This is a genomic window from Rhizobium sp. WW_1 (assembly GCF_003610155.1).
GTDB classification, from domain to species: Bacteria; Pseudomonadota; Alphaproteobacteria; order Rhizobiales; family Rhizobiaceae; genus Rhizobium; species Rhizobium tropici_A.
Genome location: NZ_RAIN01000007.1, coordinates 296,500 through 316,882, shown reverse-complemented (window position 1 = coordinate 316,882; position 20,383 = coordinate 296,500). Strand labels below are relative to the sequence as shown.

Sequence of the window (20,383 nt, the reverse complement as noted above, 5' to 3'; positions counted from 1 at the left end):
GCAGCCGGCTTTTGCCGGTCGGGCTCGCCTGCAGCTTATGCTAGTTTGCTGTGGTTGCAGGTTGATGGATGAGGCGATGTCAGCAAGACCGTCGATGGTAAAGCCGCATGTGCCGCATCCCGCGCTACCCGGCGCGGATTGGGCGGATTGCTACGAGCTGCGGATTCCGAAATCGGATGTTACGGCGATGGCTGCGGCGCGCGCCATGCTCGGCCGCTTTCCGCTGTGGGTGCGGCTTCTGTTGCGATTGCGCGATGCCGTGGCCGGCCGGTTCGGATTGAGAACCACCCGGAGCGATCAAGCTGATGGCCTGGAAAGGATCGGCTTCTTTCCCGTCGTCAGCCAGTCCGACCGTCAGGTCGTGCTCGGCTTCGACGACCGGCATCTCGATTTTCGCGTCGTCATCGACGTGCGGGACGATGACGCGGGGCATAGGCTGGTCGATACGACCACGCTGGTCAGGCGAAAGATATTGCTTGGCCGGATCTACATCGCGCTGATTGCGCCATTTCACCGCCTGATCGTCACGACGATGCTTGCCGATTTCGGCAAGCGGATGCGCGCGATCAGTTCCCCGACGTTACCGTAAAGCCCTGCTTGCGGAAGAGAGCCACGAGGCCCTGATCGCCGACGAGATGCAGCGCGCCGACGGCGATGAAGGCGTTGCCCTTGTCAAGAACCGGTGCTGCGCGCTCGGCCATGACCTTGTTGCGGTCGAGGATAATGCGCTGCTCGAAGGCGGCGGTGTCGTCGTCGGTGATCTTCTGGTCGGGTTCGATCACCTTCAGCATCGGGATCATCGCACCGATATTGCCGGCGAGATAGAGGCCGGTCATGGTTTCGTTGACATCGTTGATCTTGTCACCCAGTTCGAGCGTCTGCATCAGCGATTTAAGATGCAGGGCGATCGGCAGGTCGCTCATGGCCTTGGCCTGCTCGGCCAACGTCTCCAGTCCGACCACCTTCTTGCCCTCGGCGGCGGCATCGGTCGCCAGTTTCTGGTCGAGGAACTTTGCGCCTGCGGTCTTGCGGCGAACCTCGCAGCCGGTCATTTCGAATGAGCTCGAGATCAGCCATGGCTGCATGCGGGAAACGGCGGCGAGTGCTATGCCACGCGCTTTCAGCCCCGCTTCCAGCTGGGCATTGTCCTCGGGCGAGAGATGTTGGCTGATGGTCGAGCCGTCGGTGAGCATCGTCAGGGACGGATTGGCGAAGAGGGCGGCCGCTGCCTTCTTGTCATCGAGGATTTCGTCGGATTCGACAACGATCGCATCGGCCGCCGCAGCGGCTTCCGCCGCACCTTTCGGCATGGTGAGCACGCGCGAATCCGAGACATGCATGGTGCCGAGCAGCCAGGACGGCTTCAGGCCGGGCTTTTCGATCTTCCAGAAGGTGCCCTTGCCGTTTTCGACCTTGTCGCCGGCGGCGATGATCGAGGCGTATTTTGCCGGGTCGGTCTTCTGAAGTTCGGCCATGAGATCCTTGCCGCCGCAGCTGTCGGATACTCCACCTTCGGCATGCGCCGGTTGCAGCGTCAGCATGGTCGCGACCAGCAGGATGGCGAGCATCAGCGGAAAGGCCGTGGCAAGCCACAGCATGATATCGCCGAGCGCCGGCTTCATCGATCGCATCGTCTTGGACCCGAGGGCAGAAATCATCAAAACCGTCCGTTCGCAGAGAGCATGATCCCTAGCGCCCGAAAGCGGCTTTCGGGAGGCATGCCGGGAGATTGCTCTGCTTTACGCGAACGAGACGGAGATTCCCTTAACGCGAGCGGTTAATCTTTCCTTATGCACGCGGATGGGCGCGGTCGTAGACTTCGAGCAGGCGCGAGGAATCGACGCCGGTATAGACCTGCGTCGTCGAAAGGCTGGCGTGGCCGAGCAGTTCCTGGATGGTGCGCAGGTCGCCGCCACCGGCGAGCAGATGAGTGGCGAAGGAATGCCGAAGCGCATGCGGCGTGGCGGTATCAGGCAGTCCGAAGGCGCCGCGCAGCTTCTGCATGCCGTGCTGGATGATGCCCGGCTGCAGCTTGCCGCCGCGCGCGCCGCGAAAGAGGGCGCCATCGGCCTCGAGATGATAGGGGCAGAGCTTGCGGTATTGCTCGACCGCTTCGGTAACGATCGGCAACAGCGGCACCAGTCTCGTCTTGTTGCCCTTGCCGGTGATGCGCAGCGAGGTCGCTCCCTGCGGAAAATCCTGCGGCTTCAGATCGAGAGCCTCGGAGATACGCAGGCCGCAGCCGTAGAGCAGCGTCAGCACGGCTGCGTCGCGTGCGGCGATCCAAGGTTCCTCGTGTAGCTGCGCTTCGTCGCTGACGACGGTGATCGCCTGTCTGTCGGAGAGCGGCTTCGGCAGTGATTTCGGCTGTTTCGGCGAACGCACGGCGGCAGCACCCGCAGCATTCACCAGGCCCTTCTTTTCGAGATAGCGCAACAGGGAGCGTAGGCCTGCGAGATTGCGTCCAAGCGAGCGCGCTCCCGCGCCATCCTTGCGGCGGGCGGCCAGAAATGCGCGAAAATCGGCGGGGCGAAGCGCATGGATATCTTCGATCGTCGCCGGGCCGCCGAGGTGGCCGGTGAGGAAAGTCAGGAACTGCCGGGTGTCGCGCTCATAGGCATTGAGCGTATGCGCGGCAAGCCGCCGTTCCCGGCCAAGCGCATCGAGCCAGCGGCTGCGTTCCGCCATCAACCCTGAGTCGGCGATGATCAACAATTCGTTCAGTGGAAAACCCCTTGAAATTCGGATCGCATCTGCCACTTTGAAGGAAGGAAGGTTATGGAATCGCTAACTTTCCCGCTGCTTCCGGCACGTTTCTCCCCCGTGCTGCGAACTCGGCTAGACTTCAATGAAACTGCATATGGCCCGATGCCGGATCTCGGATGGTTCGGCCTCCATATGCGAGGCGCTTGTCATGCTTCGATCATATTCGATTGCGATAGAATATATCCCAACCATTCAGGACCCTTCATGGCTCGCCGCGGCTCGATAACTGCACTGGGACAGCTTGCAGAGGCGATTGCTTTGGTGTCTCAGGGGCAGCCGGGACATATCGTCGACACTTTGATCGCCGAACGCGGTCAGAAGATCGTGCGCAATCCGCTCTGGCCGGTCATGCGCCCGTTTCTCTACACGCTGCTGCGCTACAACAAGGCGATAGAATTCGCCGATGATGTCGCCAAGCTTTCCGGCTTCCAGTGCTTCGAATATATGAGTGATCTGCTGCGGCTCGACATCGGCGTCACCCATGCCGACCGCATTCCGGCCTCCGGCGGCTTCATTCTCGTCAGCAACCACCCGACTGGCATTGCCGATGGCGTTGCGGTCTTCGATCTTCTGAAGTCGCACCGTCCCGACATGATGATCTTTGCCAATCGCGATGCGGTGCGTGTCAATCCGCGGTTTGCCGAGATGATTATCCCGGTGGAATGGCGCGAGGAGTACAAGAGCAAGCCGAAGACGCGTGAGACGCTGCAGCTGACCAACCGCGCCGTCGCGGAAGGCAAGGTGACCGTGCTGTTTCCCTCCGGCCGCATCGCCTATTGGGCGAACGGCAAGTTGAACGAGCGCCCCTGGAAAACCTCGGCGGTCGGGCTGGCGCGCAAATACAATCTGCCGATCCTGCCCGTGCATCTGACGGCGCGCAATTCCGGCCTGTTCTACTGGTTCGCCAAATGGTCGACCGAGCTGCGCGACATGACTGTCTTCCACGAGCTGCTCAACAAGCGCGGCGATCGGTTCGATTTCCTGGTCGGCAACCTCATTCCCGTCGAACATCTGGACGGCGACGTAAACGAGGTGACGAAAGCGCTGGAGAAGCACACGGTCTTCGATCTTGCTGCCGACGGCGACGCAAGCTTCTCGCCGCTTGTTCCCCCGAAGCAGGATGAGTCCCTGGTTTCGCATTCTCTTTGAGGGGGGAATCGGCTAAACCGCGTGGCATGCAGCTACGCTCCATGTTTGCCCGCAATTACCGCTCCCTGCGCTCGATCCGCATGGATCTTGCCGATGTCAACCTGTTCATCGGCGAGAACGGTGTCGGCAAGTCCAATCTCTATCGCTCGTTGCAGCTGGTGCAGGCGGCGGTTCGCGGCCGGCTCGCGCATGAAATCTCCAGCGAAGGCGGCATGTTCTCGGCCATGTGGTCTGGCAAGCGGCGTTCTCACGAGTCGCCTCGCATCCGCTTCGATGTCGAGCTGCTCGATATGGAGCGGGCGGCGACCTTCCGCTACTGGATCGAGGCCGGCATGCGGCCGCCAGGTGCTGCCGGTTTCTCGCTCGAGCCCGAAATCAAGGCCGAGGAGCTTTCGTTCGAGGGCGGGCGTCGGCCGGTGACGATGATGAAGCGCGAAGGGGCCGGCATTTCGGTGCGCGGGGAGACCGGCCGCATGGAGGCCTATCGCGAGCAGGCTTTGCCTTCGGAAACCGCGATCGCGCTGCTCGGCGATGCCGGACATTATCCGGAAATCGGCACCTTCCGCCGCGCCGTCGACGCCTGGCGGTTCTTTCATGGTTTTCGCACCGATCGCGGTTCGCCGCTGCGCGCGCCGTGTCTGGCGGTGACGTCGCCGATGCTGGATGAGGATGGCGCCAATATTGCCGCCGTTTTCGCCACGCTTGCGCATATTCGCGGAGATACGGTCGAGCTCGACCGGGTGATTGCCACTGCCCTCGGCGGGGCGCGGCTCGTCGTGCCAGCGCCGGAGGAAACGGCAGATTTCGGGCTGATGTTGCCCGAGTTTCCCAACCGCGTTTTCCAGCCGCGCGAATTATCGGACGGCCAGATCCGCTTCCTTGGCCTTGCCGCCGCCCTGATGTCCTATCGACTACCGCCGCTGATCGCGCTCAACGAGCCGGAGGCGAGCTTGCATCCCGATATGCTGCGGCCGCTTGCCGATATGATCGCGCAGGCGGCAAAGACGAGCCAGATCTGGATCGTCACCCATTCCGAGGTTCTTGCTCAGGCCGTGCGTGAACGCTGCGGGGCAAAACCGCGCCGTGTCATCCGCGAGGACGGTTCCACTTGGATCGACGGCATGCGGCTGACCGGTGTGATCGACGATGAGGACGAATAGCGGCCATCCGGCGGCACTCTCATTTTTTAGACATGGAAGCATCCCAAAAGGAATTTTTGAAATGACCTCTTTGAGCAGAGCCGCCGTGCTGACCGACCTAGCTGCCATGATCGCGAGCGTTGACTTGGCGCGGCCGATTCGTGTCGCTGTCGACGGCCGTACGGCGTCGGGCAAGACGACGCTGGCGAACGAACTGGCCGAATGTCTGAAGTCCAGCGGACGAGATATCATCCGCACGTCGATCGATGGTTTTCATCGGTCGAAGGTTGAGCGCTATGCGCGCGGTCGACATTCCGCCGAGGGTTATTACCACGATGCGCGCGATCTTCCAGCGATTAATGCCCTGCTTCTGAAGCCCCTGGGGCCGGGCGGCGATCGATGGTATCGCACGGCCTCCTTCGATCTGCACAATGACGTGCCGATTAAACAGGACCCGCAATTGGCGCCAGCCAACGCGATCCTCATCGTCGACGGGACCTTCCTTCAGCGGCCGGAGCTGCGCGAAGGCTGGGACCTCGCCATCTTCGCCGAAACCTCGGAGCATGTATCCGAGCAGCGCGGCATTGCGCGCGACACCCAGCTTCTGGGCGGAACGGAGACGACCCGCCAACTCTACGCCGACCGATACCGGCCGGCCTTTGCGCTTTATGAAAGCCTAGCCGCACCGGCTCTCGCTGCCGATGCGATTATCAATAATGACGATTTTGACCGGCCCAAGCTCCGGATTCGCGAAGGTGGCAGGCTGTCTGCGGTATAGCGAAATCTCTGAAATTCACGCAATCCGGTAGCAGATGCCACGTTCGGCATAGAGGTAATCACGGCAACTTTGCGCCACAAGCGGTCATCTACCCGGTTCGGATGTTTCGCCGGCAACTTTAGGGCCATGGTTACGCGTTATCAGCTCTTCTACAGGTTGAATGCGGAGCGGATGCCGTCAACTACGAACTGGATCGAAAGCGCCGCCAAGAGAACGCCGAGCAAACGAGTAAGCAGTACACGACCGCTGGCCCCGAGCACTCGGTCGACCTTCTGTGCCAGGAAAAGCGCAGCGACGACGAATCCCATCACGACAGCAATAACGGCTATCAACTCAAGTTTTCCGGCTATTCCGTCCAGTGTTCCCGCAATCAGCACTGTCGCGGACAAAGCACCCGGCCCGGCGACGAGCGGGATCGCGATTGGAAACACCGCAAGGTGATGCAGGTGTTCCTTGGTAATGGCAGCGTCACTGCTGCGCGATCTACGTTGCTGGCGGAATTCGAAGATCATTTCAAAAGCGATCGTCAGCAGCATCAGGCCGCCTGCAATACGAAACGCGCCCATCGATATGCCGAGCGTTTGAAGGATGCTCGCACCGAAGAGGGCAAATGTAGTCAAGATGCCGAAAGCGATGACCACGCCGCGGGTTGCAACCAGCTTACGTTGCTGGCGCGTCATGCCGTGCGTTACGCCGAGGAAAAGCGGCGCAAGGCCTGGCGGATCGACAGCCACCAACAAAGTGGTAAAGGCGTGAAGGATTGAACTAAAGCTTGTCACGCGTGCCTCCTTCACGTCGGCGTAGAAAGTCTGTCGATGCTCCGCAACCCCAGACCTCGGGAGACCAGAGGCTTCTATCGGTCACGGCTTGGTTCTGCCATTTGGGATTCTTAACCAAGCATCACGCCAAGAAGGCCGATTGTGTCGAAACGGGCCCATCACGCTAGGCAAGCAGAGGTATGGCGCCCGTTCGTTGCGCGAGTGACGGTGATCAACCGTCCTGAATTCTCGGTCTGCCAACTTGGCGTCGGTATGTTTCAAGAGGTACCGTGCTCTTGGTTGGCCATACATAGCGTCATTTCCTTCGGGCATTCGTGCGCTGTCGATGGACATGAGGTTCCATTTCGCGGTGCCGCGCCCAGCCTAACGACGACCTCATAGTTTTTCGATTGGGAACGGCTCTTGCAGAAATAGGAAAAGGATAAAGCCATCAGCCGACCTGAGCTCCCCGTAAAGGATGCCTGTCAGGCGGCTTGAGGGGCGTCCAATCCGGCGAAAGCCATTGTTTCGGCGCGATAGTGGTCGCTGGTGGTGCTGCTAGATGGGGCCGGATATTCAGGGCGGCTTCTAAATTGTCGGCATTTGCGAGCGTCCCTCGCTCACTCCCGGGTTTCCTTTTGTTCCCGTCCGGGGCATGGTCTGGCGCAATGAGCAAAGATTCTTCCGATCTGTTCGGTGCGCTTTTCGAGGCGGCGCCCGCAAAGCCTGTGATGAGCCGTACGGTTCCCGTTCTCGTGCCGATGCCGGCGCCGAGGGCCTATTCCTATGCCGTGCCCGAGGGCATGGCGGTCGAGCCGGGGTCGGTCGTGCAGGTGCCGCTCGGGCCGCGGCAGGTCATCGGCGTCGTCTGGGATGGCGACGATGATGGCGGGGTCGATCCGAAGAAGCTTCGGCCGATCAGCCATGTGTTCGATTGCCCGCCGCTCGGCAAGCATATGCGCGATTTCGTCGACTGGGTTGCCACCTACACGCTGTCGCCTCCCGGGCTTGTGGCGCGCATGGCGCTTCGGGCGCCGGCTGCTTTCGATCCCGAACCGATGGTGGAGGGCCTGCGCTTTATTGGCGGCCAGCCCGAGCGTCTGACGCCGGCTCGCACCAAGGTGATGGAGATTGCCGCCGATGGGCTTTCCTGGACGCGGATCGGCTTGGCGCATGCGGCCGGCGTTTCCACCAGCGTCGTCGACGGGCTGATCTCGCAGGGCATCTTCGAGACCATCTTCCTGCCGCCGCCGCCCGTGGTCGCCAGGCCCGATCCGGAATTTACCGCCTCGCGGCTGCAGGGGCCGCAAAAGGATGCGGCTGACGAGATCCTGGCCGATGTACGCAAGGGCGAGTTTGCGGTTTCGCTGATCGACGGCGTCACCGGTTCCGGCAAGACCGAGGTCTATTTCGAGGCCATCGCTGAAACGCTAAGACGTGGCAAGCAGGTGCTGATCCTGTTGCCGGAGATCGCGCTGACGGCAAGCTTTCTCGAGCGTTTTCAGGATCGCTTCGGCGCCAAGCCGGCCGAATGGCATTCCGACCTCGCACCGAAAATGCGCGAAAAGGTCTGGCGACAGGCTGTGACGGGTGAAGTGCGCGTGGTTGCCGGTGCGCGGTCCGCTCTCTTCCTGCCTTTCGAGGATCTCGGGCTGATCATCGTCGACGAAGAGCATGATCCTGCCTACAAGCAGGAGGATCGCGTCTATTATAATGCGCGTGATATGGCCGTGGTGCGCGGCCGCATCGGCGATTTTCCGGTCGTGCTGGTGTCGGCGACGCCTTCGGTCGAAAGCCAGGTCAACGGTCAAAGCGGGCGCTACACGACAATCCATCTGCCGACGCGCTTTGGCGATGCGGCACTTCCGGATCTGCATCTGATCGACATGCGCCGGCACGCGCCGGAGCGCGGCGGCTTCCTGTCGCCTGTCATGATCCGCGCGATCGGCAAGACGGTCGCCAAGGGCGAACAGGCACTGCTGTTCCTCAACAGGCGCGGCTATGCGCCGCTGACGCTTTGCCGGGTCTGCGGCCACCGCTTTCAGTGCCCGCAATGTTCGAGCTGGCTGGTGGAGCACCGGTTCCGCGGCCAGATCCAGTGCCATCAATGCGGCTATGCCGAGCGCACGCCGGAGGCCTGCCCCGAATGCGGCACGTTCGATCATCTCGTTGCCTGCGGGCCGGGCGTCGAGCGCATCGCCGAGGAGGTGGAGCGGCACTTCCCCGAGGCGCGGACGATCGTGCTCTCCTCCGACATCATGGGTGGCGTCAAGCGGTTGCGGCTGGAGCTCGATGCGATCGCCAAGGGCGAGGCCGATATCGTCATCGGCACACAGCTCGTCGCCAAGGGGCACAATTTCCCGCTGATGACGCTGGTCGGCATTGTCGATGCGGATCTTGGCCTGGCGAATGGCGACCCGCGCGCCGCCGAACGCACATTCCAGCTGCTGTCGCAGGTGACGGGACGCGCCGGGCGGACCGGTCTGAAAAGCCACGGATTGCTGCAGACCTACCAGCCGCAGCATCCCGTCATGCAGGCGATCGTTTCGGGCGATGCCAGCGCCTTTTACGAGCGCGAGATTTCCGAGCGGGAGAGGGCCATATTGCCTCCCTTCGGCCGGCTCGCCTCGATCATCGTCTCGGCCGATACCAGGCAGGATGCCGAGACCCATGCACGCGGCATGCGCAATGCGGCGCCGCAAGTCACCGGCATTTCGGTGCTCGGCCCGGCCGAAGCGCCGATCGCGCTGGTGCGCGGCCGCCACCGCTTCCGCCTGCTCGTGCACGGCCGGCGCAATTCCGACATGCAAGGTTTTCTGCGGGCCATGCTGGCGCAGTCGCCGAAGGAGCGCGGTTCGGTGCAGGTCCAGCTCGATATCGATCCGCAAAGCTTTCTGTGATTGACGCGGCAGATAGCTTGACTGCGCCTTCCCCTTGCAACGCGGATCATGCCATAAGTCGGCCGTCTAAATTGCGCGATTTGCGCGCCGGCTGATTTTGAAGGCGACCGATGGAGCTTTATTTTCCAACCGAATTCGGCGAGCGGCTTGCCTACTGTTCGGCCGCGGTCACGGCGCTGATCGGCCTCTTCCTGATGTTTGCGCCGGGTTACACCTACCGATTCCTCAAGCTGCAGGTGAAGGAAGGGCGCTCCGAGGCCTATGCCGAGGCACGTTCGGCCGGCGGTTTCATGCTGGGCTTCGGGCTGATGGCGATCCTGCTCGCGCAGCCGATGATCTATCTCGCGCTCGGGGCCTCCTTCGGGGTCGCGGCGTTCGGTCGCATCCTCTCGCTCATGTCCGATCGTGGCAGCATATTTTTGAGTCTTCTTCTTCTGGTTGTGCAGGCTATACTGGCTGCGCTACCTTTTCTGTATGGGCTCGGCTATATTTAAGCCGAAAACAGCTCCGGTAAGGGCATTTTCGCCCGCGCTATCCCCATGGTTTTTGAATTTTGACATCATAAATTTGCCCGAATGGCGTATTCGTCGAATACGCGTGTTGCGAGTCTCAATATCCTATGTTAGACGAACCCCGAATTTCGGATGAGGCGGGAGAGCACTCCTGCTGATTTCTGGGGGAAATCAAAACGAATTCAAGGACATATCGCTTCCGTCACCCGGAAGTCTGGTTCTTGGGTTGAAATCAGGGAATTTTGTGCCCGTGGCAGACACATCCCAGCATGTTTCTGGCGTTGCAGAACGATATGCCTCGTCGCTGTTCGAATTGGCCCTTGAAGAGGGTGCCGTACCGGCAGTGACCGCCGATCTCGATCGGTTCCAAGCCATGCTTGACGAAAGCGAAGATCTGAAGCGATTCGTCCTCAGCCCGGTCTTTTCGGCTGAAGAGCAGGTCGGTGCGATTGAAGCGCTGGCGAAGAAAGCCGGCTTTGGCGCCTATGTCACCAATTTTCTGAAGCTTGTGGCCAGCAACCGGCGCCTTTTTGCGCTGCCGGGCATGATCAAGGCTTTCCGCATCATCGCCGCCCAGCATCGCGGCGAGATTTCCGCCGAGGTAACCTCGGCCCATGCGCTCACTCAGGCGCAGGAAGATGAATTGAAGGCGGCGCTGAAGGGCGTCACCGGCAAGGACGTGGCAATTGCCGTCACGGTCGATCCGTCGATCCTTGGCGGCCTGATCGTCAAGGTCGGTTCGCGTCAGATCGATACGTCCCTTCGCACCAAACTCTCCACCCTTAAGCTTGCATTGAAAGAGGTCGGCTGATGGATATCCGCGCAGCGGAAATTTCCGCAATTCTGAAAGATCAGATCAAAAACTTCGGCAAGGAAGCTGAAGTCTCCGAAGTCGGCCAGGTTCTCTCCGTCGGTGACGGTATCGCCCGCGTCTACGGTCTGGACAATGTTCAGGCCGGCGAAATGGTCGAATTCCCCGGCGGCATCCGCGGCATGGCGCTGAACCTCGAATCAGACAACGTCGGTGTCGTTATTTTCGGATCCGACCGTGACATCAAGGAAGGCGACACCGTCAAGCGCACCGGCGCGATCGTGGACGTTCCGGTCGGTCCGGAACTGCTCGGCCGCGTTGTTGACGCGCTCGGCAACCCGATCGACGGCAAGGGCCCGATCAACGCGACCCGCCGTTCGCGCGTCGACGTGAAGGCTCCGGGCATCATTCCGCGCAAGTCGGTTCATGAGCCGATGTCGACCGGTCTCAAGGCCATCGACGCTCTGATCCCGGTTGGCCGCGGCCAGCGCGAGCTCGTCATCGGCGACCGCCAGACCGGCAAGACCGCCATCATTCTCGACACGATCCTGAACCAGAAGGCCATCCACGATGCCGGTCCGGACAGCGAAAAGCTGTACTGCGTCTACGTCGCCGTCGGCCAGAAGCGTTCGACCGTTGCCCAGTTCGTCAAGGTGCTCGAAGAGCGCGGTGCACTGAAGTACTCGATCATCGTTGCCGCGACCGCTTCCGATCCGGCTCCGATGCAGTTCCTGGCTCCGTTCGCCGGTTGCGCCATGGGCGAATACTTCCGTGACAACGCTCAGCACGCCCTGATCGGCTATGACGACCTTTCCAAGCAGGCCGTTGCCTACCGTCAGATGTCGCTGCTGCTGCGCCGCCCGCCGGGCCGCGAAGCTTATCCGGGCGACGTTTTCTACCTGCATTCGCGCCTCCTCGAGCGCGCCGCCAAGATGAACGACGAGCTGGGCGCCGGTTCGCTCACCGCTCTGCCTGTTATCGAAACGCAGGGCAACGACGTTTCGGCCTTCATTCCGACCAACGTGATCTCGATCACCGACGGCCAGATCTTCCTCGAAACCGACCTGTTCTACCAGGGTATCCGCCCGGCCGTTAACGTCGGTCTCTCGGTTTCGCGCGTCGGTTCGTCGGCTCAGATCAAGGCGATGAAGCAGGTTGCAGGCTCGATCAAGGGCGAACTCGCCCAGTATCGTGAAATGGCCGCCTTCGCCCAGTTTGGTTCCGACCTCGATGCCGCAACGCAGCGCCTGCTGAACCGCGGTTCTCGCCTGACCGAACTCCTGAAGCAGCCGCAGTTCTCGCCGCTGAAGACGGAAGAGCAGGTTGCGGTGATCTTCGCCGGCGTCAACGGCTACCTCGACAAGCTGCCTGTCAACCAGGTCGGCAAGTTCGAGCAGGGCCTGCTGTCCTACCTCCGCTCGGAAGGCAAGGAAATCCTCGACACCATCCGCACCGAAAAGGCCATCAGCGACGCGACGAAGGGCAAGCTCACCGCTGCTCTCGACAGCTTCGCCAAGTCTTTCGCGTAATCGGGCCCAAGCTCTAGGACGGACCAAGGATGCCTTCACTCAAGGATCTGAAAAACCGGATCGCCTCCGTCAAGGCGACGCAGAAGATCACCAAGGCGATGAAAATGGTCGCCGCGGCGAAGCTTCGGCGTGCGCAGGAGGCGGCCGAGGCCGCCCGGCCTTACTCGCAGCGCATGGCCTCTGTTCTGGCTAACATCTCGGCAGCCGTCACCGATGCTGACGGCGCGCCGCTGCTGATGACCGGAACCGGCAAGAGCGATGTGCATCTGCTCGTCGTCTGCACGGCCGAACGCGGCCTTTGCGGCGGCTTCAATTCGCAGATCTCGCGTTTCGCCCGCGACCATGCCCGCAAGCTGCTGGCCGAAGGCAAGACGGTGAAGATCTTCACCGTCGGCAAGAAGGGCTATGACGTGCTTCGCCGTGAATACGCTTCGCTGATCGTCGAGCGCAAGGAATTGCGCGACGTCAAGCGCATCGGCTTCGAAAATGCCGACGCCATCGGCAAGCGCATAATCGAAATGTTCGAAGAAGGCGAATTCGACGTCTGCACGCTGTTCTATTCCGAATTCAAGTCGGTGATCAGCCAGATCCCGACGGCGCAGCAGCTCATCCCGGCGTCGGCTCCGGCCGTCGTCGAGGAAGATGCAGCCCACAAGGGCGCCGTCTACGAATACGAGCCGGATGCGGCTTCGATCCTCGCGGACCTGATCCCGCGCAACATCTCCGTCCAGATCTTCCGCGCGTTGCTCGAAAACGTCGCCGGCGAGATGGGCGCTAAGATGAGTGCGATGGACAATGCGACGCGCAATGCTGGTGAGATGATCAACAAGCTGACGCTGAACTACAACCGTCAGCGCCAGGCACAGATCACCAAGGAATTGATTGAAATCATTTCGGGCGCGGAAGCGCTCTGAGGTTAGGAAAAAGAGGGTAAGAATATGGCTGACGCAGCTACCCCCGCAGGTTCTCACGGTAAGGTTACGCAGGTTATCGGCGCCGTTGTGGACGTTTCTTTCGAAGGCGATCTGCCGAAGATCCTGAATGCTCTCGAAACCAGCAACAACGGCAACCGCCTTGTTCTGGAAGTCGCGCAGCACCTCGGCGAAAACTCGGTCCGCACGATCGCCATGGACTCGACCGAAGGTCTGGTTCGCGGGCAGCCCGTTTCCGATACAGGCGCGCCGATCTCGGTTCCGGTCGGACACGAGACGCTCGGCCGTATCATGAACGTCATCGGCGAGCCGGTCGACGAAGCAGGTCCGCTGAACACGTCGAAGAAGCGCGCCATCCACCAGGATGCTCCGTCCTACGTCGAGCAGTCCACGGAAGCGCAGATCCTCGTCACCGGCATCAAGGTCGTCGACCTCTTGGCTCCTTACGCCAAGGGCGGCAAGATCGGCCTGTTCGGCGGCGCCGGCGTCGGCAAGACCGTTCTCATCATGGAACTGATCAACAACGTCGCCAAGGCGCACGGTGGTTACTCGGTGTTCGCAGGCGTGGGTGAACGCACCCGCGAAGGCAACGACCTTTACCACGAAATGATCGAATCGGGCGTCAACAAGCATGGCGGCGGCGAAGGCTCCAAGGCCGCGCTCGTTTACGGCCAGATGAACGAGCCGCCGGGCGCCCGCGCCCGCGTCGCTCTGACCGGTCTGACCGTTGCTGAAAACTTCCGCGACGAAGGCCAGGACGTTCTGTTCTTCGTCGACAACATCTTCCGCTTCACCCAGGCAGGTTCGGAAGTGTCGGCTCTGCTCGGCCGTATTCCTTCGGCCGTGGGCTATCAGCCGACGCTCGCCACCGACATGGGCCAGATGCAGGAACGCATCACCACGACGACGACGGGCTCGATCACCTCGGTTCAGGCCATTTACGTTCCGGCCGACGACTTGACCGACCCGGCGCCGGCAACTTCGTTCGCTCACCTGGACGCAACGACGGTTCTGTCGCGCTCGATCGCCGAAAAGGGTATTTACCCGGCTGTCGACCCGCTCGACTCCACCTCGCGCATGCTCGACCCGATGGTCGTCGGCGAAGAGCACTACGAGATCGCTCGTAAGGTTCAGTCGACGCTGCAGCGCTACAAGGCCCTGCAGGACATCATCGCCATCCTGGGCATGGACGAACTGTCGGAAGACGACAAGCTGGCTGTTGCCCGCGCCCGCAAGATCGAGCGCTTCCTGTCGCAGCCGTTCTTCGTCGCCGAAGTCTTCACCGGTTCGCCGGGCAAGCTGGTTGCGCTCGAAGACACGATCAAGGGCTTCAAGGGCCTCGTCAACGGCGAATACGACCATCTGCCGGAAGCTGCCTTCTACATGGTTGGCTCGATCGAAGAAGCGATCGAAAAGGCCAAGAAGCTGGCTGCCTAATCAGGCCAATCCATCGGCGCGCGGCATTGCCCGCGCGCCCTTGCCTTGCGAATAAGACAATCGAGAAGTGACGGGCCATGGCTGACAATTTCAATTTCGAACTGGTGTCTCCGGAGCGTCTGCTCCTGTCGGAGCAGGTCATCGATGTCGTCATTCCCGCCAGCGAAGGCGAGATGACCGTGATGGCTCATCACGCGCCGACCATGACCACCATCAAGCCTGGTGTCGTCAAGGTGCATTCGGCTTCGGGCAAGAAGCAGGATTACGTCGTTTTCGGCGGCTTCGCCGATATCCTGCCGACGGGCTGCACGCTGCTTGCCGAATCCGCCGTTCCCGTCGAGGACATGAGCCGCGACGAACTGGAGCGCCGCATCAATGCCGCAAAGGCCGAACTCGAAGATGCCGAGCATCACGAGCACAAGTCGCGCCTCGAGCACTTCATCATGGAACTCTCGCATCTGCGCGGCGCGATTCCGCAGGATTGATGCCATCCTGGCTCCGATGAATGAGACGAAAGCGGTCCTATGGGCCGCTTTTTTTGTTTGACGGCCCGGGCCATCCTCGCCCTTCGAGGCTTCGCCTCCTTCGGCAGGCTCAGGAGTCCTAGCACCTCAGGGTGAGGATGGCACTGATCCGGCCTCGATACGGCTTGCCACCTTTTAGCGGTGGCGCGAGAAGACCAGCCCTCATGGTGAGGTGGTGCGTAGGCGCCCTCGAACCACGAGGGCGGGTGGCGAGCGACTGCAACTCATACTTCTCAAAGCGGGAGCGGAGAGGCGGTTCCTCCCAAAATCGCGCCAGGCCTATTGCCCCTCCAGCAGAAACCTATGCAGTTGTGCCGCCTCGGGCGACAGCGAGCGGAAGCGCGGCGCACCGAGAAAATATCCGAAGCCGCTCTCGAAGCGATCGTTGCCGACAGTGACGAGCATGCCGGATTGCAGATATTCTTCGATGAGGCCGATGCTGCCGAGCGCGATGCCTTCGCCCCGAAGCGCTGCTTCTACTGCCATGATGTAGGTCGAGAAAGACAGGCGCGGTCGCGGCAGCTTGCCTTTCAGGGGGTCGCCGATGCGGCCGAACCATTGGCGGAAGCTGATCCAGTGGGCGTTCGCGCGCTCGTAGTCGATGAGATCGAGCCCGGCGATATCGACCGCCGTCAGCGCCCGTGGGTCGAGGCCGCGGACCGCCAGATAATCCGGCGAGGCGATCGGCACCAGCACTTCCTTCAGGAGCGGCGTCAGGCTCCAGCGCGGATGTTCGCCGGTGGAATAGATGATGATGAGGTCGTTGTTCTCCGAGGCGAGCTCGGAATGGATGTCCGTCGTCAGCAGGCGCACGGAGATGCCCGGGTTCTCCTTGCCGAAATCCCGCAGCCGCTGCCCGAGCCAGAGGTGCGAGGTCGAGCCGCTTGCCGCAATGGAAATGATTTGGCCCGTGCCGGCGCGAAAAGGCTCCAGGCTTTCCTCCAGATATTCCAGCGTCGCGCGTACACGCTGGAACAGCCGTTCGCCATCCGGCGTCAGAGCCAGATTTCGCCCCCGCCGGGTGAAGAGTGTGGCGCCGAGGTGATCCTCAAGTCCCTTGATGCGGCGGCTGACGGCGGCCTGGGTGATGTTCAGCTCGCGGCCGGCGCGGGAAAAATTCATGGCGCGCGCGGCCGCGTCGAACACGCGGAAGGCCTCCAGCGGTATTTTCTCTAGCATCAGCTCTCCATGACTTCAAATCATCAATATTCCTGATAATTGCCCGGATTTGAAGATCTGAAATTGTGATGCAGGATTGTGACATCATCTTCAGTCGCTTTTCCAAGGGGATCTCGCGTGTCCTTTTCCATTTCCGCCATTCCAGACATTCGCTTCGGTGAGGGTACGCTTTCCGAGCTTCCCGCAGCGGTCAAATCTTTCGATGGCGTCCATGTCGTTCTGCTCGTGATCGATGCCTTCCTGGCTCAGTCGGGCCTCGCTGCCCAGATCAGCGGCTCGCTTGCCGAAGCGGGCGTCAAGACGCAGGTCTTTTCCGACTTTGCCGGCGAGCCGAAGCTTGCTCATCTGCATGCGGCGATTGCTGTCGGGCAAGGCGCCGACATGGTGATCGGCGTAGGCGGCGGTTCGGCCCTCGATATCGGCAAGATCGTCGCATGCTGCCTCGCCTCCGGTGAGGACCCGATGCACTACGCGCTTGCCGCCAATCCACTGCCGAAGAATCCGCTGAAGAAGATCATGGTCCCGACCACGGCCGGCACGGGTTCGGAAACGTCGGCCACGAATATCTTCGCTGGCCCCGAAGGCAAGAAGCTGTGGATCTGGGGACCGGAAACGAAGGCGGATCTCGTCATTCTCGATCCGGCGCTGACGAAGACCCTGCCCGCCAGCCTGACGGCATGGTGCGGTCTCGATGCCTTCATCCATGCTTTCGAAGCGGCGACGAACCGCAACACGCATCGCGGCGCGCAGTTCTATGCGCATCAGGCGCTGCGGCTGCTGACGGCTTCGCTGGAGACGGCAGTAAAACATCCCGACGATATGGCGGCGCGCGGCGACGTGTTGCTCGGCTCCTGCTTCGGCGGTATTGCCATCGACAATTGCGGCACGGCGATCGCTCACAATATCAGCCATGCGCTGGCAGGTCTTGGACCCGTTCATCATGGCCTGGCAACCGCGCTCGGCTTCGAACTGACGCTTCCGTGGCTCGTCGAAGCGGATACGGCGGATCTCAATGCCGCAGCTGAGGCCTGTGGTGTCGGCAGTGCCGCCGAGCTTCCAGCTTTCGTCTCCGGCTGGATGGATCGCTGCGGGATCGTGCGCTCGCTGCCGGCGGCCTTCAAGCCGTTCGATGAAGCCGATCTCGCCCGTGAAATGCACGCACCGGAAAACCAGCCCATGCGGCGCTCGACGATCCGCGATGTGACGGATGCCGACATAGACCGCTTTGCCGCCGCCGTCATGGCGCTGCCGAAAGGAATTTGAAATGACCAAGAACTATACGCGCGACTATTGGGAAGGCGTTCTCTCCAGCCTCAAGCCGGAGGGCCGTCATTTCATCGGCGGCGTCCACAGAGCCGCCGCATCGGGAGAAACCTTCACCCGCATCCGGCCGATGGATGGCAAGCCCGGCGCTCAGCTCGCACGCGGCAATGCCGCCGATATCGACGCTGCTGTTGCCTCCGCCCGCGCCGCTTTTGAAAGCGGTGTCTGGCGCAAGAAGGAGCCGCTGGAAAAGAAGAAGATCATGCTGAAATGGGCCGATCTCATTCGTGCCCATGGTGACGAGCTGGCCATGCTCGAGACGATCGACGTCGGCAAGCCGGTTATGGCGTCGCTTGGTGTCGACGTACGCCTCTGCGCCGAGGGCATCCAGTTCTACGGCGAAATGATCGACAAGATGTATGACGAGATCGCACCGACCGGCCCGAATGCCCGCGCGTTGGTCCGCAAGGTGCCGCTCGGTGTCATCGGCGCGATCACGCCCTGGAACTATCCGATGATCATCGACGCCTGGAAGCTTGGTCCGGCGATTGCGGCTGGCAATTCCGTGGTGCTGAAGCCGGCCGAGCAGTCCTCGCTTTCGGCGATCCGCCTAGCCGAACTCGCGATCGAAGCCGGTCTGCCCGCCGGCGTCTTCAATGTGGTGACAGGTTACGGCGAAGAGACCGGCAAGCCGCTGGCGCTGCACATGGATGTCGACATGATCGCCTTCACGGGCTCGACCGAGGTCGGCAAGCTGATCATGGGCTATGCGGCGCAATCGAACGTCAAGCGCGTGGCGCTGGAACTCGGCGGCAAATCGCCGCTCGTCGTGTTCGAAGATGCCGATCTCGATGCCGCCGCCGTCGCGGCGGCCTGGGGCTGCTTCTACAATTCCGGCGAGACCTGCCATGCCTCGACGCGTCTGATCGTGCAGCGCTCCGTACAGGACAAGCTTATCGAGAAGATCGAAGCGGTGACCCGCTCCGATATCGCGCTCAAGCATCCCCTTGATCCCTCCGCGCAGATCGGCGCACTGATCGAGGAAGAGCACATGAACAAGGTGCTGGCGATGATCGCGGCCGGGGAGAAGGAGGGCGCGCGCCGTGCCTTCGGTGCCGAGCGTGTCTTGAGCGAAACCGGCGGCTACTATGTGTCGCCGGGCGTGTTCGTCGACATGACCAACGATATGAGCTTGGCGCGGCAGGAAATCTTCGGCCCTGTGCTGGCCGCCATTCCCTTCGATACCGAAGAGGAGGCGCTCAAGATCGCCAACGACACGATCTACGGGTTGGCGGGCGCCGTCTTCACCAGAGATATGAATCGCGCCCACCGCTTTTCCGAAGAGATCCATGCGGGTACGGTGTGGATCAACACTTACGACATGTCGAACTTCGCAACGCCGTTCGGCGGCTTCAAGCAGTCCGGCTTCGGCCGTGACCGTTCGGTGCATGCGATCGACAAGTACTGCGATTACAAGACGATCTGGCAGCAGTTCGGCTGAGGATTGAAATCAGCATGATCCCGTTCAAAGTGGCGACGCTTGCGGGATCATGTCCGGAGGATAAAGGGGAGCCATAATGAGCAAGATCGTTTCCATCGAAATCACCCATCACCGCCTGCCGCTTGATCCCGCCTTCAAGGCGAGCTGGGACGGCCGCCCGCGTCGGCATTTCGATGCGACCATCGTTCGCGTCCGGGATGATGAAGGCCGTGAGGGCATTGGCTCCGGCGACCTGATGAAGGGTTTCGAAGGGCACGAGGACCTGTTCATAGGACAGGACCCTCGACACCTCGAGCGGCACTATGAAGTCCTGTCGCATATCAACTTCCATTATGGCCGCTGCTGGCCGATGGACCTGGCGCTGTGGGACCTTTCCGGCAAGATCACCGGCGAGCCGGTCTGGCGGATGCTCGGCGGCCGTGCCGGCCGCGTGCGGCTTTATGCCTCCTCCGGCGTGCTGCGCGAGCCCACGGCCATGGCCGACCAGGCCCAGCGTTACATCGACGAAGGCTTCCCAGCCATGAAGGTGCGCTTCTCCTCGTCTTCTGGCGGTCGCGGCGGTTGGCGCGAAGACGTCAAGGCGCTGGAAGCGATCCGCGCCCGCGTCGGCGATCGGCTGGAACTGATGGTCGACTGCAATCAGGGCTGGCGTATGCCCTGGGATACGACCTTGCCCTGGACCTTCAAGGATGCGCTAACCGTTGCCAAAGAGCTGGAACGGCTCGGCGTCTACTGGATGGAAGAGCCGCTTCACCGTTCCGACCGCAAGGGCATGAAGGAATTGAAGCACGCAACCTCGGTGCGCATCGTCGGCGGCGAGATGACGCGCGAACTCTATGAATTCCGAGATATCATCGAGGAACGCGCCTTCGACGTCGTGCAGCCCGATGTCGCGCTGGTCGGCGGTATCACCGGCTGCCGGCGGCTGGCCTATCAGGCGCGCGAGGCCGGCGTGCAGTTCACGCCGCATTCCTGGACGAACGGCATCGGCGTGCTGGCCAATGCGCACCTGACGGCCGGCGTTGCCGATGCTGCCTGGCTCGAATATCCTTATGATAATCCGGAGTGGAGCGAAGCCCGCCGCGATTATCCGATGGCCTCGCCGCTCAAGCACGATGCCGGCTGGCTCGACCTCGGCGTCGCGCCGGGGCTCGGTATCGTTCTCGACGAGGAGCGGCTGAAGGCGACGCGCATCTAGGAACGCA

18 protein-coding genes are annotated in these 20,383 nt (G+C 61.6%); 14 read left to right on the top strand and 4 right to left on the bottom strand.

Going from position 1 to position 20,383, the window contains the following annotated elements; genetic code table 11:
* Positions 1–76: 76 nt before the first annotated feature.
* Positions 77–589, top strand: coding sequence for a DUF2867 domain-containing protein (locus tag BJ928_RS22250; protein ID WP_047630657.1), 513 nt, complete (start codon positions 77–79; stop codon positions 587–589).
* On the opposite strand, the gene BJ928_RS22245 is transcribed toward BJ928_RS22250, so the two are convergent.
* Entirely contained in the window at positions 567–1,658 is a 1,092-nt protein-coding gene (locus BJ928_RS22245) for a TraB/GumN family protein (RefSeq protein WP_047630658.1), read from the bottom strand. The genes BJ928_RS22250 and BJ928_RS22245 overlap by 23 nt on opposite strands.
* A gap of 130 nt (positions 1,659–1,788) precedes the next feature.
* Complete coding sequence (locus tag BJ928_RS22240; protein WP_047631016.1) at positions 1,789–2,724, bottom strand: tyrosine recombinase XerC; 936 nt, start codon at positions 2,722–2,724, stop codon at positions 1,789–1,791.
* Between the two features lie 246 nt (positions 2,725–2,970).
* Between BJ928_RS22240 and BJ928_RS22235 the strand changes: the two genes are divergently transcribed.
* The 3 genes from BJ928_RS22235 to BJ928_RS22225 all read left to right on the top strand — a co-directional run bounded on the left by BJ928_RS22235 (position 2,971) and on the right by BJ928_RS22225 (position 5,832).
* Positions 2,971–3,915, top strand: coding sequence for a 1-acyl-sn-glycerol-3-phosphate acyltransferase (locus BJ928_RS22235; RefSeq protein ID WP_047631018.1), 945 nt, complete (start codon positions 2,971–2,973; stop codon positions 3,913–3,915).
* 26 nt (positions 3,916–3,941) lie between these two features.
* Complete coding sequence (locus tag BJ928_RS22230) at positions 3,942–5,075, top strand: AAA family ATPase (RefSeq protein WP_047630659.1); 1,134 nt, start codon at positions 3,942–3,944, stop codon at positions 5,073–5,075.
* Between the two features lie 61 nt (positions 5,076–5,136).
* Positions 5,137–5,832 carry a uridylate kinase gene (locus tag BJ928_RS22225; protein ID WP_047630660.1) on the top strand — a complete coding sequence of 232 codons (696 nt, stop codon included), beginning with the start codon at positions 5,137–5,139 and terminating at the stop codon, positions 5,830–5,832.
* Positions 5,833–5,981: 149 nt separating this feature from the next.
* Here the strand turns inward: BJ928_RS22225 and BJ928_RS22220 are convergent, their stop codons facing one another.
* The gene (locus BJ928_RS22220) at positions 5,982–6,611 is read right to left on the bottom strand and encodes a MarC family protein (RefSeq protein ID WP_047631020.1); all 630 of its coding nucleotides are present in this window, start codon (positions 6,609–6,611) and stop codon (positions 5,982–5,984) included.
* 647 nt (positions 6,612–7,258) lie between these two features.
* On the opposite strand from BJ928_RS22220, the gene BJ928_RS22215 reads away from it, so the two are divergent.
* The 7 genes from BJ928_RS22215 to BJ928_RS22185 all read left to right on the top strand — a co-directional run bounded on the left by BJ928_RS22215 (position 7,259) and on the right by BJ928_RS22185 (position 15,196).
* Positions 7,259–9,490 (top strand): primosomal protein N', encoded by a 2,232-nt coding sequence (locus BJ928_RS22215; protein ID WP_047630661.1) that lies wholly within the window; start codon positions 7,259–7,261, stop codon positions 9,488–9,490.
* A gap of 110 nt (positions 9,491–9,600) precedes the next feature.
* Positions 9,601–9,984: a hypothetical protein gene (locus BJ928_RS22210; RefSeq protein ID WP_047630662.1), complete on the top strand. Its 384-nt coding sequence runs from the start codon at positions 9,601–9,603 to the stop codon at positions 9,982–9,984.
* Positions 9,985–10,246: 262 nt separating this feature from the next.
* The gene (locus tag BJ928_RS22205; protein ID WP_082011821.1) at positions 10,247–10,813 is read left to right on the top strand and encodes a F0F1 ATP synthase subunit delta; all 567 of its coding nucleotides are present in this window, start codon (positions 10,247–10,249) and stop codon (positions 10,811–10,813) included.
* On the top strand, positions 10,813–12,342 hold the full coding sequence (atpA, locus tag BJ928_RS22200; RefSeq protein ID WP_047630664.1) for a F0F1 ATP synthase subunit alpha: 1,530 nt from the start codon (positions 10,813–10,815) through the stop codon (positions 12,340–12,342). Before BJ928_RS22205 ends, atpA begins: the two co-directional genes overlap by 1 nt.
* Positions 12,343–12,371: 29 nt before the next feature.
* Entirely contained in the window at positions 12,372–13,256 is an 885-nt protein-coding gene (locus BJ928_RS22195; protein WP_047630665.1) for a F0F1 ATP synthase subunit gamma, read from the top strand.
* Positions 13,257–13,280: 24 nt separating this feature from the next.
* The gene (gene atpD, locus BJ928_RS22190) at positions 13,281–14,711 is read left to right on the top strand and encodes a F0F1 ATP synthase subunit beta (RefSeq protein ID WP_047630666.1); all 1,431 of its coding nucleotides are present in this window, start codon (positions 13,281–13,283) and stop codon (positions 14,709–14,711) included.
* Positions 14,712–14,788: 77 nt separating this feature from the next.
* A complete protein-coding gene (locus BJ928_RS22185) occupies positions 14,789–15,196 on the top strand; it encodes a F0F1 ATP synthase subunit epsilon (protein ID WP_047630667.1) in 408 nt (135 codons plus the stop codon).
* 318 nt (positions 15,197–15,514) lie between these two features.
* On the opposite strand, the gene BJ928_RS22180 is transcribed toward BJ928_RS22185, so the two are convergent.
* On the bottom strand, positions 15,515–16,414 hold the full coding sequence (locus BJ928_RS22180; protein WP_047630668.1) for a LysR substrate-binding domain-containing protein: 900 nt from the start codon (positions 16,412–16,414) through the stop codon (positions 15,515–15,517).
* A 117-nt stretch (positions 16,415–16,531) separates the two neighbouring features.
* On the opposite strand from BJ928_RS22180, the gene BJ928_RS22175 reads away from it, so the two are divergent.
* The 3 genes from BJ928_RS22175 to BJ928_RS22165 all read left to right on the top strand — a co-directional run bounded on the left by BJ928_RS22175 (position 16,532) and on the right by BJ928_RS22165 (position 20,376).
* Positions 16,532–17,677 (top strand): iron-containing alcohol dehydrogenase, encoded by a 1,146-nt coding sequence (locus BJ928_RS22175; protein ID WP_047630669.1) that lies wholly within the window; start codon positions 16,532–16,534, stop codon positions 17,675–17,677.
* Between the two features lies 1 nt (position 17,678).
* Entirely contained in the window at positions 17,679–19,178 is a 1,500-nt protein-coding gene (locus BJ928_RS22170; RefSeq protein WP_047630670.1) for an aldehyde dehydrogenase, read from the top strand.
* 76 nt (positions 19,179–19,254) lie between these two features.
* Entirely contained in the window at positions 19,255–20,376 is a 1,122-nt protein-coding gene (locus BJ928_RS22165; RefSeq protein ID WP_047630671.1) for a mandelate racemase/muconate lactonizing enzyme family protein, read from the top strand.
* Positions 20,377–20,383: the final 7 nt, after the last annotated feature.

What these genes read in the sequence shown, in the direction of transcription:
- BJ928_RS22250 (WP_047630657.1), top strand. Translation starts at nt 77, where the DNA reads ATGTCAGCAAGACCGTCGATGGTAAAGCCGCATGTGCCGCATCCCGCG.
- BJ928_RS22245 (WP_047630658.1), bottom strand. Translation starts at nt 1,658, where the DNA reads ATGATTTCTGCCCTCGGGTCCAAGACGATGCGATCGATGAAGCCGGCG.
- BJ928_RS22235 (WP_047631018.1), top strand. Translation starts at nt 2,971, where the DNA reads ATGGCTCGCCGCGGCTCGATAACTGCACTGGGACAGCTTGCAGAGGCG.
- BJ928_RS22230 (WP_047630659.1), top strand. Translation starts at nt 3,942, where the DNA reads ATGCAGCTACGCTCCATGTTTGCCCGCAATTACCGCTCCCTGCGCTCG.
- BJ928_RS22225 (WP_047630660.1), top strand. Translation starts at nt 5,137, where the DNA reads ATGACCTCTTTGAGCAGAGCCGCCGTGCTGACCGACCTAGCTGCCATG.
- BJ928_RS22215 (WP_047630661.1), top strand. Translation starts at nt 7,259, where the DNA reads ATGAGCAAAGATTCTTCCGATCTGTTCGGTGCGCTTTTCGAGGCGGCG.
- BJ928_RS22210 (WP_047630662.1), top strand. Translation starts at nt 9,601, where the DNA reads ATGGAGCTTTATTTTCCAACCGAATTCGGCGAGCGGCTTGCCTACTGT.
- atpA (WP_047630664.1), top strand. Translation starts at nt 10,813, where the DNA reads ATGGATATCCGCGCAGCGGAAATTTCCGCAATTCTGAAAGATCAGATC.
- BJ928_RS22195 (WP_047630665.1), top strand. Translation starts at nt 12,372, where the DNA reads ATGCCTTCACTCAAGGATCTGAAAAACCGGATCGCCTCCGTCAAGGCG.
- atpD (WP_047630666.1), top strand. Translation starts at nt 13,281, where the DNA reads ATGGCTGACGCAGCTACCCCCGCAGGTTCTCACGGTAAGGTTACGCAG.
- BJ928_RS22185 (WP_047630667.1), top strand. Translation starts at nt 14,789, where the DNA reads ATGGCTGACAATTTCAATTTCGAACTGGTGTCTCCGGAGCGTCTGCTC.
- BJ928_RS22180 (WP_047630668.1), bottom strand. Translation starts at nt 16,414, where the DNA reads ATGCTAGAGAAAATACCGCTGGAGGCCTTCCGCGTGTTCGACGCGGCC.
- BJ928_RS22170 (WP_047630670.1), top strand. Translation starts at nt 17,679, where the DNA reads ATGACCAAGAACTATACGCGCGACTATTGGGAAGGCGTTCTCTCCAGC.
- BJ928_RS22165 (WP_047630671.1), top strand. Translation starts at nt 19,255, where the DNA reads ATGAGCAAGATCGTTTCCATCGAAATCACCCATCACCGCCTGCCGCTT.